19 protein-coding genes are annotated in these 21,298 nt (G+C 37.0%); 12 read left to right on the forward strand and 7 right to left on the reverse strand.

The features are described 5' to 3' along the window. Nucleotide 1 precedes the first annotated feature (1 nt). From nuoH to Q1V95_RS06615, 7 genes are all read left to right on the forward strand, one after another. On the forward strand, nucleotides 2–1,042 hold the full coding sequence (gene nuoH / locus Q1V95_RS06585; RefSeq protein WP_300671935.1) for an NADH-quinone oxidoreductase subunit NuoH: 1,041 nt from the start codon (nucleotides 2–4) through the stop codon (nucleotides 1,040–1,042). 89 nt (nucleotides 1,043–1,131) lie between these two features. Further along, entirely contained in the window at nucleotides 1,132–1,671 is a 540-nt protein-coding gene (locus tag Q1V95_RS06590; protein ID WP_300671937.1) for an NADH-quinone oxidoreductase subunit I, read from the forward strand. A 2-nt stretch (nucleotides 1,672–1,673) separates the two neighbouring features. Continuing rightward, nucleotides 1,674–2,171 carry an NADH-quinone oxidoreductase subunit J gene (locus tag Q1V95_RS06595; RefSeq protein WP_300671940.1) on the forward strand — a complete coding sequence of 166 codons (498 nt, stop codon included), beginning with the start codon at nucleotides 1,674–1,676 and terminating at the stop codon, nucleotides 2,169–2,171. A gap of 2 nt (nucleotides 2,172–2,173) precedes the next feature. Then, nucleotides 2,174–2,503, forward strand: coding sequence for an NADH-quinone oxidoreductase subunit NuoK (nuoK, locus tag Q1V95_RS06600; RefSeq protein ID WP_300671943.1), 330 nt, complete (start codon nucleotides 2,174–2,176; stop codon nucleotides 2,501–2,503). 6 nt (nucleotides 2,504–2,509) lie between these two features. Further along, on the forward strand, nucleotides 2,510–4,405 hold the full coding sequence (nuoL, locus tag Q1V95_RS06605; RefSeq protein WP_300671946.1) for an NADH-quinone oxidoreductase subunit L: 1,896 nt from the start codon (nucleotides 2,510–2,512) through the stop codon (nucleotides 4,403–4,405). A 2-nt stretch (nucleotides 4,406–4,407) separates the two neighbouring features. Continuing rightward, the gene (locus Q1V95_RS06610) at nucleotides 4,408–5,910 is read left to right on the forward strand and encodes an NADH-quinone oxidoreductase subunit M (protein WP_300671949.1); all 1,503 of its coding nucleotides are present in this window, start codon (nucleotides 4,408–4,410) and stop codon (nucleotides 5,908–5,910) included. A 15-nt stretch (nucleotides 5,911–5,925) separates the two neighbouring features. Beyond that, nucleotides 5,926–7,308 (forward strand): NADH-quinone oxidoreductase subunit N, encoded by a 1,383-nt coding sequence (locus Q1V95_RS06615; protein WP_300671950.1) that lies wholly within the window; start codon nucleotides 5,926–5,928, stop codon nucleotides 7,306–7,308. 222 nt (nucleotides 7,309–7,530) lie between these two features. Here Q1V95_RS06615 and Q1V95_RS06620 read toward each other — a convergent pair whose 3' ends face one another. Continuing rightward, the gene (locus Q1V95_RS06620) at nucleotides 7,531–8,523 is read right to left on the reverse strand and encodes an LLM class flavin-dependent oxidoreductase (protein WP_300671953.1); all 993 of its coding nucleotides are present in this window, start codon (nucleotides 8,521–8,523) and stop codon (nucleotides 7,531–7,533) included. Nucleotides 8,524–8,656: 133 nt separating this feature from the next. Between Q1V95_RS06620 and aqpZ the strand changes: the two genes are divergently transcribed. Continuing rightward, entirely contained in the window at nucleotides 8,657–9,385 is a 729-nt protein-coding gene (gene aqpZ / locus Q1V95_RS06625; RefSeq protein ID WP_300671956.1) for an aquaporin Z, read from the forward strand. A gap of 388 nt (nucleotides 9,386–9,773) precedes the next feature. Here aqpZ and cphA read toward each other — a convergent pair whose 3' ends face one another. Further along, complete coding sequence (gene cphA, locus Q1V95_RS06630; RefSeq protein ID WP_300671959.1) at nucleotides 9,774–12,404, reverse strand: cyanophycin synthetase; 2,631 nt, start codon at nucleotides 12,402–12,404, stop codon at nucleotides 9,774–9,776. Nucleotides 12,405–12,636: 232 nt separating this feature from the next. On the opposite strand from cphA, the gene Q1V95_RS06635 reads away from it, so the two are divergent. Next, complete coding sequence (locus Q1V95_RS06635; RefSeq protein ID WP_300671962.1) at nucleotides 12,637–13,524, forward strand: cyanophycinase; 888 nt, start codon at nucleotides 12,637–12,639, stop codon at nucleotides 13,522–13,524. A gap of 4 nt (nucleotides 13,525–13,528) precedes the next feature. Beyond that, the gene (locus tag Q1V95_RS06640; protein WP_300671996.1) at nucleotides 13,529–14,371 is read left to right on the forward strand and encodes an isoaspartyl peptidase/L-asparaginase; all 843 of its coding nucleotides are present in this window, start codon (nucleotides 13,529–13,531) and stop codon (nucleotides 14,369–14,371) included. 381 nt (nucleotides 14,372–14,752) lie between these two features. Here the strand turns inward: Q1V95_RS06640 and Q1V95_RS06645 are convergent, their stop codons facing one another. Both Q1V95_RS06645 and Q1V95_RS06650 read right to left on the reverse strand, forming a co-directional pair. Next, nucleotides 14,753–15,736: a pyridoxal-phosphate dependent enzyme gene (locus Q1V95_RS06645; protein WP_300671965.1), complete on the reverse strand. Its 984-nt coding sequence runs from the start codon at nucleotides 15,734–15,736 to the stop codon at nucleotides 14,753–14,755. An 18-nt stretch (nucleotides 15,737–15,754) separates the two neighbouring features. Beyond that, nucleotides 15,755–16,984 carry an FtsX-like permease family protein gene (locus Q1V95_RS06650; RefSeq protein WP_300671998.1) on the reverse strand — a complete coding sequence of 410 codons (1,230 nt, stop codon included), beginning with the start codon at nucleotides 16,982–16,984 and terminating at the stop codon, nucleotides 15,755–15,757. 4 nt (nucleotides 16,985–16,988) lie between these two features. On the opposite strand from Q1V95_RS06650, the gene Q1V95_RS06655 reads away from it, so the two are divergent. Next, nucleotides 16,989–18,188, forward strand: coding sequence for a DUF1343 domain-containing protein (locus Q1V95_RS06655; RefSeq protein ID WP_300671968.1), 1,200 nt, complete (start codon nucleotides 16,989–16,991; stop codon nucleotides 18,186–18,188). Between the two features lie 205 nt (nucleotides 18,189–18,393). Here Q1V95_RS06655 and Q1V95_RS06660 read toward each other — a convergent pair whose 3' ends face one another. The 3 genes from Q1V95_RS06660 to Q1V95_RS06670 are packed head-to-tail and all read right to left on the reverse strand — an operon-like array spanning nucleotide 18,394 to nucleotide 20,445. Further along, complete coding sequence (locus tag Q1V95_RS06660) at nucleotides 18,394–18,600, reverse strand: hypothetical protein (RefSeq protein WP_300671971.1); 207 nt, start codon at nucleotides 18,598–18,600, stop codon at nucleotides 18,394–18,396. Between the two features lie 4 nt (nucleotides 18,601–18,604). After that, nucleotides 18,605–19,240, reverse strand: coding sequence for a DUF3575 domain-containing protein (locus Q1V95_RS06665; RefSeq protein ID WP_300671974.1), 636 nt, complete (start codon nucleotides 19,238–19,240; stop codon nucleotides 18,605–18,607). Between the two features lie 5 nt (nucleotides 19,241–19,245). Then, a complete protein-coding gene (locus tag Q1V95_RS06670; protein ID WP_300671976.1) occupies nucleotides 19,246–20,445 on the reverse strand; it encodes a thioredoxin fold domain-containing protein in 1,200 nt (399 codons plus the stop codon). Nucleotides 20,446–20,575: 130 nt separating this feature from the next. On the opposite strand from Q1V95_RS06670, the gene Q1V95_RS06675 reads away from it, so the two are divergent. Beyond that, nucleotides 20,576–21,295 (forward strand): DUF3822 family protein, encoded by a 720-nt coding sequence (locus Q1V95_RS06675; RefSeq protein WP_300671979.1) that lies wholly within the window; start codon nucleotides 20,576–20,578, stop codon nucleotides 21,293–21,295. Nucleotides 21,296–21,298 lie beyond the last annotated feature (3 nt).

Below are 21,298 nucleotides of genomic sequence, written 5' to 3' on the forward strand. Positions count from 1 at the left end.
AATATTAGTCCTAGCTTTATTCTTGCTAGCACTTACGGTAGCAGCCTACTCGACTTGGGCAGAGCGTAAAGTGGCAGCAATTATGCAAGACCGTATTGGACCTAACCGTGCGGGACCTTTTGGACTTTTACAACCTTTGGCTGATGGTGGAAAATTCTTCTTCAAGGAAGACTTTACACCTGCGAATGCCGAAAAATTCCTATTCGTAATTGGACCTGCGTTGGTGATGTTTATTTCATTAATTACAGGCGCGGTTATCCCTTGGGGAAAAAGTCTTAACATTGGTGGACAATCATTTGACCTACAAGTTGCTAACGTCGATGTTGGTGTACTTTACCTTATCGGGATGGTGTCAATTGGTGTGTACGGAATTATGATTGGAGGTTGGGCTTCTAACAACAAGTACTCTTTGATAAGTGCTGTTAGAGCATCTTCGCAAATGATTTCTTACGAATTGGCGATGGGACTTTCGTTACTGGCAATCATTATGATGGCTGGTTCTTTAGATTTAAAAGTAATAACCGAATCTCAAACACATGGTAAACTTTGGGGCATTATTCCTGAGGTTTCTGGGATGAACTGGAATATCTTCTATCAACCTGTTGCATTCGTTATTTTCTTGATTGCAGCTTTGGCAGAAACCAACCGTCACCCTTTCGACTTACCAGAATGTGAGTCTGAGCTTGTTACAGGTTACTCAACAGAATATTCTTCGATGAAGTTAGGATTATTCATGTTCGGGGAATATGTTAACATGTTTATTTCTAATGCTTTAATTACAGTTTTATTCTTTGGAGGTTTCAACTATCCGGGAATCGATTGGGTTACACAACACTGGGGCGAAAATGTTGCTGGTATCTTGAGTGTTGTAGCATTCTTAAGTAAAACTATTTTCGGTATTATCTTATTCATGTGGATAAGATGGACTTTACCGAGATTCCGATACGATCAATTGATGCACTTGGGATGGAAAACTTTAATTCCATTAGCATTGGTTAATCTATTAGTAACAGGTGCATTAATCTTGTTATTCGGACATTAAAAAAGTGATAATATGATGATGTAAGAAATGTAACGAGATAGCGATTATCTTTTAACATTTAACGTCTAACATCTAATATCTATAATTAAATGAAACTAACAAACAGATCAAAAGTTGTTTCTAACAAGAAAATGAGTTTGAAGGAAAAGCTATACTTGCCTGCAATTGCACAAGGTATGGGAATTACTTTGAAACATGCTGTCAGAAATCTTGTTAAAGGCGTACCATCCGTACAATATCCTGACGAGCAAAAACCGCGTGCTATTATCTGGCGTGGACAACATGTGCTAAAGCGCGATGACGAAGGTAGAGAGCGTTGCACAGCTTGTGGATTGTGTGCTGTAGCTTGTCCTGCAGAAGCAATTACGATGACTGCTGCAGAGCGTACTAAAGAGGAAAAACATCTTTATAGAGAGGAAAAATATGCCGAAATCTACGAAATCGATATGCTACGTTGTATCTTCTGTGGTATGTGCGAGGAAGCTTGTCCAAAGCAAGCCATCTTCCTTACAGATCGTCTTGTAGATGTAGAAATGATTAGACAAAACTTTGTCTATGGCAAGGACAAGTTGGTAGAAAAAATCGACCAACGTATTGATATTAGCGAACGTCAAAAGAAATCATATTAAGAATGGATCAGATATTATTTTTCACAGTTGCTTTTATTGCAATTCTTAGTGCTGTGTATTTTGTATTTGCAAGAAATCCATTATACAGTATTTTGTCACTTATCGTAACCTTTTTCAGCATCGCGGCGATGTATATTCTGCTTAATGCTCAGTTCTTAGGAATTGTTCAGATTATCGTGTATGCAGGAGCTATTATGGTACTTTTCCTTTATGTATTGATGATGTTAAATCTAAATGCTAAAGACGAAAGTAAAAAGAAAAATCTTCCAAAATTTATTGGGATTTTCACGGTTTGTATTTTGTTTATCGGGATGTTAGGCGCTTACAAAGGTCTTACAGGTACTACAACGGCAGCTGCTACAGTTGATTCTAGTGTTGGATTGACAAAAAACTTAGGAAGATTATTGTTTAACGAATATGTTTTACCGTTCGAGCTAGCATCAGTTCTGATCTTTGCAGGTATTGTTAGTGCGGTATTAATTGGTAAAAAAGAAATATAAAAATGGGAGAAGTTAACAGTTTTATACAATCTGTACCTGTAGAATATTTTATTATTCTAAGTACCATTTTGTTTTGTTTAGGCGTGTTGGGCGTTCTAATTCGTAAAAATGCGATCATCATTCTTGGTTGTGTGGAGTTGATGCTTAACTCTGTCAATCTTTTGCTAGCAGCTTTTTCTGCTTACAAAGGTGATGCGCACGGACAATTATTAGTATTCTTTATCATGGTTGTGGCAGCTGCCGAAGTAGCAGTTGGACTTGCCATTATCGCTATGATGTACAGAAATGCTAAAACAGTAGACGTTAGTATATTTAATAAATTAAGAGGATAATTAGGAATGGAAAATTTAGTTTACGCAATTATTCTTTTACCATTAGCAGGATTCCTCATCAATGGATTGTTCGGAAAAAATCTTCCGAAAGCTGTTGTCGGCGGATTGGCGACTTTAGCCGTTTTTGGCTCATTCCTTATTGCGGTTAGCATTTTTATGGGAATGTCAAAAGACAGCGCACCTGTTATTGTAAAAGCGTTTGAGTGGTTCAAAGTTAATGGGATGCAGGTTAACTTCGGATTCCAGATCGATCAACTGTCAATTATGATGGTGATGATTATTACAGGAATCGGGTCGTTAATTCACCTTTATTCTATTGGTTATATGAGCCATGACAAAGGTTTTTATAAGTTTTTCACTTACTTAAATCTTTTCATCTTCTCCATGCTTTTATTAGTATTGGGAAGCAATTATCTAATCTTATTTATCGGTTGGGAAGGCGTAGGACTTTGTTCTTACTTATTAATTGGTTTCTGGTATGATAATGTTGAATACGGAAAAGCTGCTCGTAAAGCCTTTATCATGAACCGTATTGGTGACTTAGGTTTGTTGCTAGGGATTTTTGCTTTAGCACATCACCTTAATGCAATCGACTTCTTGAGCGTAGCAGAAAACTCAACAAAGTTTGAATTAGATGGCAATGCGATTATCTTTATCACCATGTGTTTGTTTGTTGGTGCTGTTGGTAAATCTGCTCAGCTTCCGCTTTTCACTTGGTTACCAGATGCGATGGCTGGACCAACTCCTGTTTCTGCGTTAATCCACGCTGCGACGATGGTAACAGCAGGTATCTATCTTGTAGTAAGATCTAATTTCTTATTCTCTTTGGCACCGACAACACTTAATGTTATTTTGTTAATCGGTTTAGCAACATCTTTGGTTGCTGCATTTATTGGTTTAAGACAAAACGATATCAAAAAAGTATTGGCCTACTCTACTGTTTCGCAGTTAGGCTTTATGTTTATTGCTTTGGGCGCTGGCGCGTACACAACAGGTATGTTCCACGTTATGACGCATGCGTTCTTCAAAGCTTTATTATTTTTAGGTGCAGGTTCTGTAATCCACGCAATGAGTGGCGAACAAGATATGCGCTTTATGGGAGGACTTAGAAAGAAAATCCCTTTAACCTATTGGACATTCTTAATCGGTACTTTGGCAATTTGTGGTGTTCCGCCATTGTCAGGTATGATTTCTAAAGACGAAATTTTAGTAACGATTTATGAAAAAAGTCCTATTCTTTGGGCATTGACATTATTTAGTGCTGCAATGACAGCGATCTATATGTTCAGATTATTGTTCTTAACATTCTTCGGAGATTTCCGCGGAACTGAAGAACAAAAGAAACACATCCACGAAAGTCCAGCTTCTATGACGATTCCATTAGTTGTTTTGGCAATACTTTCAGTAGTTGGAGGTTTCATCAATCTTCCACATTTTATTGGACACGGCGAATATCAAAACTTAGCACATTGGTTAAAACCAATCTATGTTTACGAACAAGCAGAAGCACAAATTCCTTTCGCAACCGAAATGATTTTGTTAGCTGTTACCATTATTATGGTTGTTGTCATCTTTTTCGTTGTTAAAAATATCTACGTTGACAAAAAGAAAGTGGCACATCCAGAGGACGAATACACTGGTTGGGAAAGACTTTCTGCAAAGAAATTATTTATCGACGAAATTTATCAGGCTTGCATTGTAAAACCTGTTGAAGGACTTGGTAAAGCAGCTTCTATGTTTGACAGATCGGTTCTGGATCCAATTGTAACTTTCATTGGACTAGGTGCAGCAGATTCTGGTAGAGCCGCAAAAAGATTACAAAACGGTAAAGTCGAAAACTACGTTTTGATCATGTCTTTGGCTATCGGAATAATACTAATTATTAACTTTATATTGAAATAGTAATGTCATATTTAGCAACACTATTACTATTACCTCTTGTAGGTTCGGGATTGGTTTTTGCATGGAGAAATTCTTCTAGCAAACATCTTGCGCTGGCAATTGCGTTTATACAAATGTTTTTAGCATTCTACATGTTATCCAATTTTGATTTTGGACCAACAGTAGATTCTAGATTACAATACGAAATCCAATATCCGTGGTTTCAATTTATTAAAAGTACGCTTCACTTCGGCATAGACGGAATGAGTATGCTTTTGGTGATTCTAACGAATATCTTGGTTCCTTTAATCATACTTTCTTCTTATAACGAAGACAAACCTTACAGCAACAACTTCTATGCGTTAATCTTGTTAATGCAATTTGGGTTGATTGGTGTTTTCACATCATTGGATGGTTTGTTATTCTATATTTTCTGGGAAGTAACTTTGATCCCAATTTGGCTTATCGCTGGTGTTTGGGGACAAGAAGACAAGCGTATTAAATTCACAACAAAATTCTTTGTTTACACTTTTGTTGGGTCATTATTTATGTTGTTAGGTTTCATCTACGTTTACAACTATTCGGCATCATTTGCTGTAACAGACATGTACAATGCAGCGCTTAACCTTAACCAACAGACGGTTATCTTCTGGTTTATCTTCCTAGCATTTGCTGTTAAATTACCAGTATTTCCGTTCCATACATGGCAACCAGATACGTATACTTATTCGCCGACACAAGGATCGATGTTGCTATCAGGTATTATGTTAAAAATGGCGATTTATGGTGTTTTAAGATATTTATTACCAATTACACCTTTAGCTATTGGTGGTATCTCTGGTGACATTGTTATTATTCTTGCAGTGATTGGCGTTATCTACGGTGCCTTAATCGCAATTGTAAACAACGATTCCAAAAGAATTATTGCATACTCTTCCCTTTCTCACGTTGGATTGATGGTCGCAGGGATTTTTGCTTCGGCAGTATTAACAGTACGACTTGCCAATCCAGCATCACTGGTTATCGAAGGTGCAGAAGGTGCTTTGGTACAGACATTTGCGCACGGTATCAACGTTGTAGGTTTATTCTACTGTGCTGATATTCTTTATAAAAGATTTAAAACAAGAGACATCAGACAAATGGGAGGTTTGGCGAAAATCGCGCCTAAGTTTGCTGTTCTTTTCATGATTATCTTGTTAGGTTCTATGGCAGTGCCATTAACTAATGGATTTGTTGGAGAATTTATTCTTTTAAAATCTGTATTTGACTACAATCTTATTATGGGTGCATTATCAGGGTTAACAGTAATCTTATGTGCTGTGTACATGTTAAGATTGTACGGAAAAGCGATGTTTGGCAAAACCGATGCAATGTTGTTATCAACAGCCAAAGACCTTTCTACTGCAGAATTCGCAGTTCTTGCAAGTTTATCTGTTTTTGTAATTCTTATGGGTATTTTCCCACAAGTAATTATCGAAATGGTGGATAGTTCGTTGAAGTTTATCTACTTATCAATGATAAGTTAATTTGATATATAAAAAATGAGTGTTTTTATAGTATTATTCATTACCGCAGTTATAGCTTTATTTTCTGGCGTTTTCGAACAAGGAAAATATGCAAGATACATCGGCATTGCAGGATTGTTAGTAGCTTTATATGTTAGTTACTTGCCAGATTGTGAATTTTTCGCAGCCTACAAAAGTATGTTCGACTATAGTGCAAATGCTGCCCTATTTACCAAAATCTCAATTGTAACAACTTTGCTAATTTTCTTTATTGGAGGATTTGCATTTAGCAATCATAGAAGTCACCAGTCAGAATTGTACGCTTTGATGTTGATGTCATTATCTGGTGCTGTTGTCCTTTTTGGTTATCAAAACTTGGTGACATTATTTATCGGTATCGAAATTCTTTCAATTCCTTTATATGTAATGGCTGGAAGTAACAAGTCTGATCTTCGTTCTACTGAAGCGTCTATGAAGTATTTCTTGATGGGAGCTTTTGCAACTGGATTCTTGTTATTCGGTGTAGCTTTAGTATATGGTTCTGCAGGAAGTTTTGACATTTATCAAATAAGTTCTTTTGCGATTAACAATCCAAAAAGTCAAATGCTAATTGTAGGTTCTATCCTTATGTTATCGGCAATGGCTTTCAAAGTGTCATTAGCGCCTTTCCATATGTGGAGTCCAGATGTGTACCAAGGTGCACCATCTTTGATTACTGCTTTTATGGCAACTGTTGTTAAAATCGCTGGTTTCTTTGCTTTCTTAAAATTAATGACCATTGCTTTCGGCGGTATCGTTGGAGAATGGATTAATATTGTTGGTGTTCTGTTAATCGTTACACTACTTTTAGCAAACGTTATGGGATTGGTACAAACGAATGCAAAACGTATGTTAGCCTACTCTAGTGTTTCGCATGCTGGTTATATCGCGTTAATCTTTTTCGGAATGAATAACCTTTCGCCTTACAATTTAGCATTCTACTTATTCGCATATTCGTTATCTACAATTGGTGTTTTCATGGCATTAATTTGGGTTGAAAAAGTGAAAAGAGAAACTTCTTTCAATGCCTTTAATGGTTTAGGAAAAAGACATCCTTTGTTGGCTGTTGCGGCATCACTTTCGATGTTGTCAATGGCTGGTATTCCGTTAACAGCTGGTTTTATGGCAAAGTTTTCTTTGTTCAACCAAGCGATTAAAGGTGGTTTCGAATTCTTAGTGTTAATCGCGGTTTTCGGTTCTGCATTGAGTATCGCGTATTATTTACGATTGATTATTGCGATGTTCTTCTACAAAGAAAGTACATTCAACACTTCAGAAAAAGTAAGTATCACGTACAACATTGTGGCGGTTGTTATTATCTTCGCCATCATCAGTTTAGGTGTTTATCCAGATTTGTTTATAAAAGAATTTGGTCTTTAAATAAATTAAAAGCTTCAGAAATTTCTGAAGCTTTTTTTGTCTCTGTTCTCAAAGATTAACAGGTCGCTCCTACGGAGCTCTCTTGGAAAATTGTAAATACGCTATTAACAGCAGGCTCCGAAGGAGCCTAACTTATCTGATTTTATAAAATCCTGCGATTATTCTTTTAGTGAATCAAACTAATTCTTAAAACACTTAATTCACGCAAAAACTTAGTATAACCTACAAACCTTTCAAAACCTCAGCAGCTATTTCATAAGAATGAAGTTTAGCTTCGAAATCATAAATATGTCCTGAAACAATTATTTCGTCAACTTTATTCAATTTTACAAATTCTGTTAATTTCTTTTCCAAAAGCTCTTTATCTCCAACAAAGGTTTTTGCTGCCATTCTGTTAAGATGAACCGCCAACTCGTTAGACATATCACCCAACTGAGTTTCCTCAGGTGGTAAAAGTGGTTGACGTTGGTCGGTCAAAATATTAACAAAAGCTTGAAAATGCGACGTCGATAAATAATGCGCTTCGTCAACAGTGTCGGCTGCAATAATATTAATACAAGCCATTTTGTAAGGCTTATCTAAAACCTCACTGGGCTGAAAATGCTCTTCATAAATTTCGAATGCAACTTCCATTTGTGACGGCGCAAAATGTGCTGCAAACGCATAAGGCAAACCCAACTTTGCAGCAAGAAAAGCACTATCCGTCGAAGATCCCAACATATACAACGGAACATCAGCTCCTTCTCCTGGAATCGCCCGAACCTTTGAGTTTTTATTTTCTAAACTTAAATATTGTCTAAGCTCCTGAATATGAAATTCAAAGCTATAATTGTTGTCCAATTGTCCTCTTCTCAAGATGCTTGCCGTCAGCATATCTGTCCCAGGTGCTCTTCCCAATCCCAAATCAATTCTGTTGGGATAAAGCGCTTCCAAAGTCCCAAATTGCTCCGCAACCGACAAGGTCGAATGATTGGGTAACATAATTCCTCCTGAGCCAATTCTTAAGTTTTTGGTCTGTGAAGCGATATGCCCAATTAATAAAGAAGTCGCCGCACTTGCTACATTGGGCATATTGTGATGCTCCGAAAACCAATATCTCGTAAAACCTAATTCCTCCGCTTTTTGCGCTGCTCTCACCGATTTATCAAAAGTTTGACTAAGATTATCACCTTTAATAATGGTTGCTAAATCCAACACCGAATATTTAATTGCCATATTTTTCTTTTTCTAAATGGGCTCAAAAACCGAACCATCAAAAAAATCTGACAATTTTGCCAGTTTAGCTCGATGAAATAAGAATTGTATTAAAAATTGTACTACATTTGATAAACACAAAAATTCTTAAACTATGACAAAAAAATTATTTGCTGAATTCTTCGGCACATTCTGGTTGGTTTTCGGCGGTTGCGGAAGCGCCATTTTTGCTTCACAAATTGCGCCAGCTAGCACTGGACAAATGGGTATCCTTTTAGTTGGTGTTGCTCTAGCTTTTGGTCTTACAGTTTTGACGATGGCGTATGCTGTAGGTCACATCTCGGGAGGACATTTCAACCCTGCGGTTTCTTTTGGACTTTTCGCTGGCGGAAGATTTTCGGCTAAAGAATTAGTACCTTACATTGTTGCACAATGTGTTGGTGCTATTGCAGCTGCTGGTGCGCTTAGCTTCATCAATGGTGGTGTTGGCGATGGTAGTGCGGGATCCTTTGCGACCAACTTCTACGATTCTGCCGTCTATTTTGGTAAGAGCTATTCTATGCAACAAGCCTTTATGACTGAGTTTTTATTGACTTGCTTTTTCCTAATCATCATTATGGGAGCAACGGATAAATTCGCGAACGGAAAATTTGCAGGTATTGCCATTGGTCTAGGTCTGACATTGATCCACTTGATTTCTATTCCAATTACAAATACATCTGTTAACCCTGCAAGATCGCTTTCTCAAGCTGTTTTTGTTGGTGGACAAGCGATGTCACAATTGTGGTTATTCTGGGTTGCACCAATCTTGGGAGCAATTGTTGGTGGCGCCATCTACAAATTCCTTTTGCAAAGAACGGACGAAGAAGTTGCTCAGGCATAATCAATATGTCTAATAGATATAAAATAAGCTTAATAATAGCGACGTTAATTCTTTTGGTTTTAAACTTTGTGTTTTCAAAAGAATATGACTGGAAGTTTTGGCTACGAATTGTTCCCTTAATTTTGGTGATGATAAGTTCCTATCTAAGCTTAAATAAAAACAAACAAAATCCTATCGATTGATAGGATTTTTTGTTTTGTTATTATGACAGTTAGTAGTTGCGGCCGGGATAGTAAGGGCGCGAGCATTTCGACGGGCTCAATGCGGGAAATGCGAGCGGTCTGAAGAAAAGCTAGGCCAAAGCTTAGGCTTCTGAAGACGAAACCCCTGAATAGCCCGAAATGCCGCCCAAATAAAAAAGCTAAGTCTTGCGACCTAGCTTCTGATGTTATAATGTGTGGTTATCCTCCAACATTTCGCGGTGCTGATAGTCCTGCACCAACTCGATGGCGTTGGTCAACACATCGCTGAGCGCGGTGATAAACATGCCGTCCTCTGCCATGCTCATGGCGTGTTTTAGAGCTTCAATTTCTTTCGGGATAATCTCATAACTAACTTCTCTGCCCGAGCTGTTGATGCCTTCTATAAGGAGGTTGTTGATTTCTTCCTCTTCGCGACCTCGCAAATGCTTTTCGCTGCGGATAATGATGTGGTCGAACATACGTCCCGCAATCTTACCACATTCGCGGATGTCCTCATCTCGACGGTCACCAACGCCAGAAATAATGCCGATTTTTTTATTGGATTCAACGTTTTTCAGGAAGTCTTCGATCGCCTCATAACCCGCAGGATTGTGGGCAAAATCGATCATAACCTTGAAATTCTTGAACTTGAAAATATTAAGTCGGCCAGGCGTCAATTGCGCACTAGGAATAAAGGTTGTTAACGCCAAGGCGATGTTTTGGATTTCGAAACCGTAAACGTAAGCCGCCAAAGATGCTGCCAAAACGTTTTCGATCATAAAACGCGCCTTACCTTCCATCGTGATAGGAATGTTTTTCACTTTTTCGATACGGATTTTCCACTCACCTTTTTTGATGGTCACATAACCGTCTTCGAAAACGCAAGTCGTCTTGCCTTCTCTCGCATATTTTTGAATATAAGGATTGTTCTCGTCCATGCTGAAAATCGCCACTTGACATTCTAAATCGTTTTTGATTTTCATAGAATATTCGTCGTCAGCATTTAGAATCGCCCATCCATCTTTTTTGACACTGTCGAGCACAACACGTTTTACTCGTGTTAAATCTTTGAGGGAGTGAATGTCGTTAAGTCCCAAATGATCTTCTTTGATGTTGGTCAAAATCCCTACATCGCATCTTGAAAATCCTAGTCCAGATCGCAGAATTCCGCCTCTAGCAGTTTCTAAAACGGCAAATTCAACAGTTGGATCTTTCAAGATAAATTCTGCTGACAAAGGTCCAGTTGTATCACCTTTCGACAACATTGTATTCTGAATATAAATACCATCGGAAGTTGTAAAACCTACACGATAGCCACTGTTTTTAACAATATGTGAAAGAATCCTTGTCGTTGTGGTTTTACCGTTGGTTCCTGTCACCGCCATAATCGGAATACGGCAAGCTTTACCTTGTGGATACAACATATCCACGACTGGCGCCGCGACATTTCTCGGAAGTCCTTCACTCGGTGCCAAGTGCATTCTGAATCCTGGCGCTGCATTAACTTCCAAAATCGCTCCGCCACTTTCTTTAAGTGGCTGTGTAAGGTTTTCTGCCATGACATCGACACCGCAAACATCCAAACCAATGATTCTGGAAATACGCTCCATCATGGTAATATTATCGGGATGTACCATTTCGGTAACGTCAATAGAAGTGCCTCCAGTTGATAAGTTAGCTGTGGACTTTAGATAAACGATTTCGCCTTTTTGAGGAATTGTTTCTAGTGAATATTCTAACTTTTCTAAAAGCTCGTTGGTATCTTTGTCGACTTTTATTTCTGTTAAAACATTTTCGTGTCCATAACCTCTGCGAGGATCTTGGTTTTCTAAATCTATTAAATACTGAATATTATTTTCGCCATCACCAATAATATGAGCTGGAACTCTCCTAGCTGCTGCAACCATTTTGTGATTAATCACCAAAACTCGGAAATCAAAGCCTGTAACATATTTTTCAACGATAACGCGTCTTGAGACATTCTGTGCATGTTCTAAACCTATTTTTGCGGTTTCCCAATCATTGACATTGATGGTTTGACCACGACCGTGATTGCCATCCAAAGGTTTAATAACAATTGGATAACCTATTTTTTTAATAACAGATTCTAGTTGCTCAACATCGCTAACCAAACCTCCCGTTGGAACAGGAATTGCTGCATCGTCCAACATTTTTTTAGTTAACTCTTTATTACAAGCAATATCCACAGCAATGCTGCTGGTATTACCTGTAATGGTCGCCTGAAAACGTTGTTGATTAACACCATATCCCAATTGCACTAATGAATTTCTGCCCAATCTGATCCATGGAATATCTCTAGAAACGGCTTCTTCAACAATACTTCCCGTTGATGGTCCGAGACGCTCTTGCTCACGGATTTCTTTTAACTTTTGAACGCAATCCGCGATGTTATAATCGGTATTATCTATCAAAGCTTGTGCAATTTTCACAGATTCTTCCGCAGCAAAGACTCCAACTTTCTCTTCGACATAGTCAAAAACAACATTATAGGTTCCAGGCGTTTTGGTTTCTCTTGTTCGTCCAAATCCAACTGACATTCCTGCCAAATGTTGAATTTCTAAAGCAATATGTTCGATAACATGTCCCATCCAAGTTCCCATCTCTACACGTTTGAAGAATCCTCCTGCTTCCCCTTCGGAGCAGCGATGCGCGTGCATTGATGGCAACAAAGCTTCGATTCTTTCTCGAAAACCATCGATTTTGTTAGTTGGAAAATCTTCTAATTCTTCTAGATTAAGACGCATTTGGATAAGCTTCTTTCTTCTTATACTCCAGATATTTGGACCTCGCAAAACTTGTATTTTCTCAATGCGCATATTTTATCATTTTTTAATCGTTATTATCAAAGATAAAAGATTTTCCTAATAATTAACATTTAAAACAATTAATATTTTATTATAAAATGTAAACTAATTAATTTTCAACAATATTAATTACCGCGTTTTAAAAAAAAATTATTAATTTTTCAGTTTTAAAGAACTAAATCGAAATTATCAATAGGTCAACATTCAAATAAGATGGCATATTAATAATTCTTAATTTTGCAACATGAAACCGATAGGAAAATTAGTGATCATAGGAGGCGCCGTTAATGTTGGCAGCTTTTCTGAAGTATCATACGACCAAGATGTAGAAAAAAACCTCAACTTTTTTGAAAGAGGTATACTAAAAAAAATTATTTCAGAATCACGTCTTCAAGAAGATTCTGTTATCGAAATCGTAACAACAGCCTCACAAATCCCAGATATTGTGGGACCCGAATATATAAAAGCCTTCACACATCTAGGTGCGAAACATGTTAATGTTTTGGACATCTTTAATCGTGAGCAAGCGAATAGTGACGAGATCGTTGCAAGAATTAATGCTGCTGATGTTGTCATGTTTACAGGTGGTGACCAATTGCGATTAACTTCAATTTTGGGAGGAACGCTTTTCCACGACGCTTTACTTAATAAGTATCAAAACGAAGACTTTATCTACGCGGGGACTTCTGCTGGTGCAGCAGCGGCTTCGGAAAATATGATCTACCAAGGAAGTAGCACAGAAGCATTGTTAAAAGGCGAAATTAAAACAACACAAGGCCTTGGTCTTATTGAAAACGTAACTGTCGACACGCACTTTGTGCAACGTGGCAGAATGGGACGCCTCTTCCAAGCGGTGGTTAACAATCCTCGTACTTTGGGTGTTGGTTTGGGTGAGGATACTGGACTTTTCATAAAAGATGATGTCATGACAGCGATTGGTTCTGGACTTGTAATCATTGTTGATGGTCGTTTTATAAAAGATACCAACCTTACAAAAATCGAGTTAGGACAACCTATTTCTATTGAAAATCTAATTGTTAATGTGATGTCTATGAACGACACTTACAATCTATCAACAAGAGATATGACCATCGAAAACTCGCAATACAGCCCAATTCCTCACGTTAACTAATATGATGAAGCTAATTATTCATGGTGGTTTTTTCTCCGAAAGTGACCAATCGCACGATACCAAAATTGCAAAGCAAAACGCTCTAAAATTGATTGTTGAAAAGTCTTATGAATTTTTAAAATCAAATTCGGCTTACGATACTGTCGCTTATGCTGTATCGTTGTTGGAAGATGATGAGCTCTTTAATGCGGGAATAGGATCGCAAATACAAAGCGATGGCGTTATCCGTATGAGTGCTGCTATTATGGACGGCGACTCTCAAAAACTAAGTGGTGTAATCAATATCGAAAATGTAAAAAATCCAATTTTTGTAGCAAAAGCTTTGCGACAAGAAGATGACCGTGTTTTGGGAGGTTCTGGTGCTAAAAGCTATGCCATAGAACATGGCTTTGAAGATTTTTCAACAGAGATTCCACAACGTAGAAGTGAATATGAGGCTAAATTAAAAACTGGTGGTAAAGGTACTGTTGGTGCTGTTGCTATCGACAGCAACGGAAGGTTGGCTGTTGCAACTTCGACTGGTGGTAAAGGTTTCGAAATCCCAGGACGTATTTCAGATTCTGCTACTGTGGCAGGTAATTATACTAATGAATATTGCGCTGTTAGTTGTACTGGTGTTGGCGAAGATATTGTTAGCAATGCAACCTCAGCTAAAATCGTTACTCGTGTTACAGATGGTATGAGCATCAAAGACGCTTTTGCAAAAACCTTTACCGAGTTAAAACAAATTGACGGTTTTGCTGGTGCAATTGGCATTGATAGCAAAGGCAATATTTTCCATCAAGATTCTTATCCAACAATGGTATTCGCTAGTTTTGACGGTGAAAACTTTGAGGTTTTTAAATAAACAACCCGAGGCAAGCCCACGAGGTATTGGTGGAACCAAACTTTTATAGTCTTATGAAAAACCCTCCGTTTTTCAAACTTTTCCGCTTTTACCCCGAGGCAAGCCTCGAGGAATTCTTTAGATTAAAAGAAAGGAATTTAATTTTCATAAAATACAAAGCTTTGCGATTGCAAGGCTTTTTTATTTTCAGCAGGATTGCGTGAGGGCGAAATGCATTGTTGGAGCTCGTTATGCGAGGCAGCGAAGCCGTCCGAGCATAACAGCGACTGCATGGAGACCGACCCGCTTGTTTGAAAAAAGAAACCTCATAGGTTTTTGAAACCTATGAGGTTTTGTTTTTTGAAAACATAGGGGCACGTCCAAAAAATATGTTTTATAAGATTAGTCTAACCAACCCATTTCTTTCATCCATTCGTCGTTGTAGATTTTGGCTACATAACGGCTTCCATGGTCGTGTAACAATACAACAATAATATCATCTTTCGTGAATTGATCCTTCATCTGTACCAAAGCCGACATCGCACTTCCCGCAGAATAACCGCAGAAAATCCCTTCTTCTTTCGCCAGTTTTCTTGCGTAGATGGCACCATCTTTATCGGTTACCTTTTCGAAATGGTCAATCACCGACATGTCATAATTATCAGGAATAATATCCTCTCCAATCCCTTCTGTGATGTAAGAATATGCATGATCGTAATGCAATTCACCAGTTTCGTGGAATTCTTTAAGAATTGATCCATAAGTGTCCACACCAATTACTTTGATGTTTGGATTTTTCTCTTTGAAGAACATCCCACAACCTGTCACCGTACCTCCTGTACCAGCACCTGCTACAAAATGCGTCAATTTCCCTTCCACTTGTTCCCAAATTTCCGGCGCCGTTTGCTCGTAATGTGCAGTTCTGTTTGACAAGTTATCATATTGATTAACATACCAACCATTTTCAGTTTCTTTAGCTAATCTTTTTGAAACAGAGTAATAAGAACGTGGATCCGTCGGTTTAACATCTGTTGGACAAACGATAACTTCCGCACCAACAGCACGAAGGATGTCGCATTTTTCTTTTGATTGCTTAGCATTCGTCACAAAAATACATTTGTAACCTTTGATAATTGCCGCCAAAGCCAATCCCATTCCAGTATTACCAGAAGTCCCTTCGATAATGGTTCCACCTGGCTTTAGACGTCCGTCTTTTTCGGCATCTTCAATCATCTTAAGCGCCATTCTGTCTTTTACAGAATTACCAGGATTGGTTGTTTCTACTTTTGCTAAAACCAAAGCAGGAAAATCTTCTCCCAATACTTTGTTAAGCTTTACCAATGGCGTGTTACCAATGGTTTCTAAAATGTTATTAAAATATTTCATAAAATAATTTTCTGAAAACTAATCGTATTTAATGGATTTCACTGGGGAAATCTTGCTAATTAAATAACTTGGGATAATCATCACAATTGCGGATGTTATAAGAATTCCCAAAGATATCGATATGATATGTACGGGATTGAGATCCACTGGAACGGTACTAATAAAGTAGTTTTTGGGATCGAGTTTGATAATTCCAAAATACTTTTGAATCAATAACAAGCCAACGCCAACAAGGTTACCAACAATAAGTCCTGGCACCATAATCATCAACGTATAATTAATAAAAATCGCTCGAATTTGACCATTGGTTGCTCCAAATGTTTTTAATAATCCAATGGAGTTTGTTCTTTCAATAATTAAAATTAAAAGTACCATAACGATGTTAATAACCACCACCAAAAGCATAATCGTAATAATAAGGCTGATGTTTTGGTTAAATATATTAATCCAATCCAAAATCTGTGGATAACGATCGATAACTCGTTCTGCGTAATTTTTGTAACCAACGTATCTTTCGATTTCGGGATATTGGCGAGTCATATTCGAGTTATCCTTAAGGAAAATATCCAGCCCTCCAATGTCTTCTGGTTGCAATCCTTGGATTTTTCTAACATGATTGATATCGCCAATCATATATAAATCATCAACTAATTTAATATCTGTTTTATAAATCCCGCTAATCACGAACTTTCTGTAAATTGGCTTTTGCTCTTCCTTAGAAAAGATGGCTACGATGCTATCTTTTGGTTTTAGATTAAGATCATTCGCTGTTTTTTCGGATAAAATAACTTCATTGTTATAACCATCTTCATTGTAGTTGGGAATACTTCCTGCCACCATAAAACTTTGAAAGCGTTCTTTATCAAAATCTTTCCCAACACCTTTTAGGATAACGCCAGAGAAGTTTTTTTCTGTTCTTAAAATCCCACTTACCGTAGCATAGGATTGTACGCCAGAAACCTCATCAAGAGATTTTAGCGCTTTGAGGTTGAGTCCTTTTTTGTCTAAAACCGAAGAATTATAAGAATTGTTAGATCGCGTAGATTTAACTGTAATATCGCCACTAAAATTGGAAATTCTGCTTTCAATTGCTTTTTTTGAACCTAAACCTGTAGCCACCGTAATCACGGAAACAATGATGCCTAACGCAACAGAGATGCGTCCGATGTAGACAATAACCTTCGATAGATTATTTTTGTTATCTTTGGAAAAGGCAATTTTTTTAGAAAAAAATACAGGAAAATTCAACTTAATGATTTTAGACTTCAAAATTAAACATTTAGTTTTGATGTGCCTAATTTATTTTGGAATCAGCCAAAAATTAGGTGCTCAAAATCTAACAAATACAGGCTTCAAAACTGGAGCAGACCAACCCGAACTTTACCTTGATAAATTAAAAAGTAAAAAAAACATTATTGTCGTTGCTAACCAAACTTCGCTTTTGGAAAACAAACAACATCTTGTTGACTTTTTAGTTGAAAAGAAAGTTAACATAAAAAGTATTTTTGCCCCAGAACACGGTTTTCGAGGTGATGCAGATGCTGGAGAGCATATCAAAAATGGTATCGATACCAAAACCAACTTGCCAATTGTTTCACTTTATGGCGCTAACAAAAAACCAAGCAACGAACAATTGAAAGGTGCGGATCTTATCCTTTTTGACATTCAGGATGTTGGCGTGCGATTTTACACTTACATTTCAACTTTGACTTATGTGATGGAAGCTGCGGCAGAAAATAATATTCCTGTTATAGTTCTGGATCGACCAAATCCTCACGATGGTTACATCGACGGTCCTGTTCTAAAAGAAAAATGGTCAAGCTTTATCGGCTTACATCCAGTTCCCGTTATCTACGGATTGACAATTGGCGAATATGGTAAAATGGTAAATGGCGAAAAGTGGATGAAAAACGGCGTGACTTGCGATTACGAAATCATCCCTATGAAAAACTATCATAAACAAAAACGTTATCCAATAATAGAGCGTCCATCTCCTAACCTTCCGAATGACCAATCGATAAATCTTTATCCTAGTCTTTGCTTTTTTGAAGGAACGGAAGTTTCGGTCGGTAGAGGAACGGATACGCCATTCCAAATATATGGATCACCTTGGATTAAAAATATGACCTACAGCTTCACACCGAAACCCAATTATGGTGCTAAAGACCCTTTCCTAAATGGTCAAATATGTTACGGAGAAAATCTTAGCATAGACAAAAGTGAGCTTAGAAATCTGGATATCGCCTGGCTACTGAAAGCTTACAAAAATTTTGATCATTCGAAAAGACAATTCTTTTTAAAAAATTTATTCTTTGATAAATTGGCTGGTAGTGACGAATTGAGAAAACAATTGATCTCTGGAAAGTCAGAAAAAGACATCCGAAACTCATGGAAGCCTGACCTTGAATCATTTAGCCAAATAAGAGATCAATATATTATCTATCCGAATTAAACTACATTCTCTATAATTACAAAAATCCTCAAAAATTTTGAGGATTTTTTATTTATAAAAATTACTTGATTTCCAATTTGGCACGAAGCTTGCAAGTATGCTTAACAGCTTATTAAATCAAGAAAAACACACTTTATATATAAACGACACGATTTACAATCGATAAAAATCCACCTAATTGGTGGATTTTTTATTTAGAGAAAATTTAATCAAAATGCTGTGGTGGATCATTATCTTTATTTTTGTTAAAAAAGATCATCCAAATTGTAAGCCCTGCAACACCTCCTATACCAGTTAATGTAGCGCGTTCTATTTTATCAGGCTGGTCGTTACCAATATAATTCATCAAAAATAAAACTGCAAAAACCCCAATCGCGATTAATAAATACTTTACAGTTAATATCTTCTTCATTGTCTTATAGTTTGTATGTTAACATAACACCACCTCGATAGGGCAACCATTCCCCACTTCTATTCCACACATGTCCCATACTATCTCCACCATCATCGTATCGATCTCCACTAAGCTTATCATAACCTTTGTAGAAGCTTTGCATATTTCCGATTCCTAAATAAATATCGAGTCCCCAATGATCATTCCACTGAAATTGATAACCACCAACGGCTCCTATTACAAATGTAAAGCCTTCTTGATAAAGGTTGGATTCAATATAAGGTGTAATCTCTCCATCTTTATGCGTATAAAAATCATCATGCCAATAGTTCCATTTTTGGATATTGTAATAACCTCCCGATAAATTAGCGCCTACATAAAACCGTTTAAAAGCTTTATCAAAATAATATCTTCCATCAAATCCTAGCAAATATACCTGCGCATGTTTTCCAGCAAAAGACTTCCAAGGTGAAACGAAAACATCTGCTTGCACCGTGTAATGCTCGCTAAGCTGTTTTTCCACCCCAACATTAAGCATCCCAACAGGTAAGGTCAACAAATTCCCTTTTAACTGTAAAGTCTTATCTAGCTTTTGATCTTGCTCTTGTCCGAAAATAAAATTCCCCAGCAACAAGCTTCCTAATAGGATTTTTTTCATTTATTTTATTTCTGATTGATTATCTTGTTAATCTCAGTCAGGTCAACATTTTGACCTCTAGAATGCGCTACAGCAGATTCTGCAAAGCTTTTTGCCTCAGATTTTTTGCCTATTTTATTATATAGCTGAGCAAGTATAGCATTAGTTCGATAAGAGTCTTCACTCATTAGCGCTTTTTCTGCCCACATTGACGCTTTTACTAAAGATGCTTTATTCGTTACATGATCATTAAACAATGTTGCAGCTTGTACCAAATCGCCAGCAGAAATACCATCTCCCGTCTTAAAAACGTTAAGAGCTGATTTTTCATATTCTGTCCAGTTTTCCACTGTTTGATAAAAGCTCAATTTAACGATTGATAAAGAGTTTTGCACTTGATCGGCTGGTAAAAACTTAGAAGCTTCTTTGATAAAATATTGGTCATCAAAAGTTTTCTTATCAACATTGGTTGCATCCTGAATAATTTTCGGAATATTGATACGCATGAGGAATTGCTCATAATTTTCGTTACCGATATATCGAGATAACAAATCCTTGTGAGCCACGATATATTGATAGTTCGCATCTTGATTAGACTGGATACTTCCAAACAGCATATTAATCTCGTCGGAAGAAAACTCTAAATCTTTTTTAGCTTTAAAATACGCTTCAGCAGCTTGCTTTGCCTTTATTGGATTGTTTTGGATAGCCATTTTGAAATAGCTAATCAAAAAATCTGGATCACGCTCACCTTTATCAAAACGTTCTTGCAAGCTTCCTTGTGTATTGCTTGGCTTGTTGTATTTCTCGCCAAGCTTGATAAATTCAGAAGTTTCGATATATCCTAATTCCTGACCAACCGCCTCGCCATCACCATTAATGAATAGTAAAGTTGGATAACTTCTAATAAAATACTTTTGCGCTAATGTTACACCCTCACCTTTTTCCATATCAAAATGGGCATTGATGAAGTTTTTGTTGTAATAATCTGCAACTTTAGCATCCGTAAATACATTCTTCTCCATCAACTTGCAAGGTCCACACCAAGAAGCATAAGCATCCATAAAGATTAATTTTTTCTCTTTTTTGGCTTTTGCTAAAATACTTTGGAAATCCGAATCTTCGAACTTGATAGCGTTTTGTCCCCAAATGGCAACCGAAACACCCAATCCTAATATTAGTGAGGCTTTTTTCAACAACGTAGATTGTTCAACAAAAAATGACATAAGCTTTTGTGTCTTTAATTTAATAATATGCGAATATACTGCAAAATTAAAAACCTGATACAATGACTTTCAATAAAACTAAAACGCAATCGTAAGAATTTCATAAATTTGCAGATTATAAAAGTTATCTATGCAAAAATTATCTCTCCTTTTCATGAAGGACGGCTTACAGTGGCAAATTTTGAAAGCAAAAAAAGTCATTGAAGAAAAACAATTTTTCGTAACAGAAGAAAGTCCTGCCAACTTAATTGAAGAAGCGCTTAACGAAGTGCTTTCGAGAGACGATTTCCAAGATATTACGGTATTGAGCACGCTTAACCACTTCACCTTAATGCCAGAAGGTTTTGACAAACACAATCTTGGTTTTGACCTTATTGCATATAATGCCGATGTTGACAAAACGGATGAAGAATTGATGTTGTCAATTAACAAAAAATTTGATATTCAGTTTTATTATAGCTTTCCGAAGAACTTCTACAAAGCGATAAAAGCGAAGGATCTACCAACATATTTTAACTTTACTGGAGAAAAATTCCTTAACTCCATCAACAACAAACATAAAAAGGAAATCCACATTAACCTTTACAAAAATCAGGTTGAGTTTTTTGCTTTAGAGAATAAAAAAGTGGTGCTTTACAACAATCTCGATGCATCGTCGGAAGTTGACTTTTTGTATTTTATCATGTTTAGCTTAAGTAAAATTGGCTTCGGAATTAATGATACGTATTTCTATATCTACGGCGAAACATCAGAAAACGACACTTTTATCTCTGAGTTGCAAAAATTTGCAAAACACATGAAAATTCTTTTTGACAATTTGTATAAAAAGTCCTTTATACTCAACGCTTAGAAA

It is taken from the genome of Soonwooa sp., from assembly GCF_030151385.1.
Classification (GTDB): domain Bacteria; phylum Bacteroidota; class Bacteroidia; order Flavobacteriales; family Weeksellaceae; genus Soonwooa.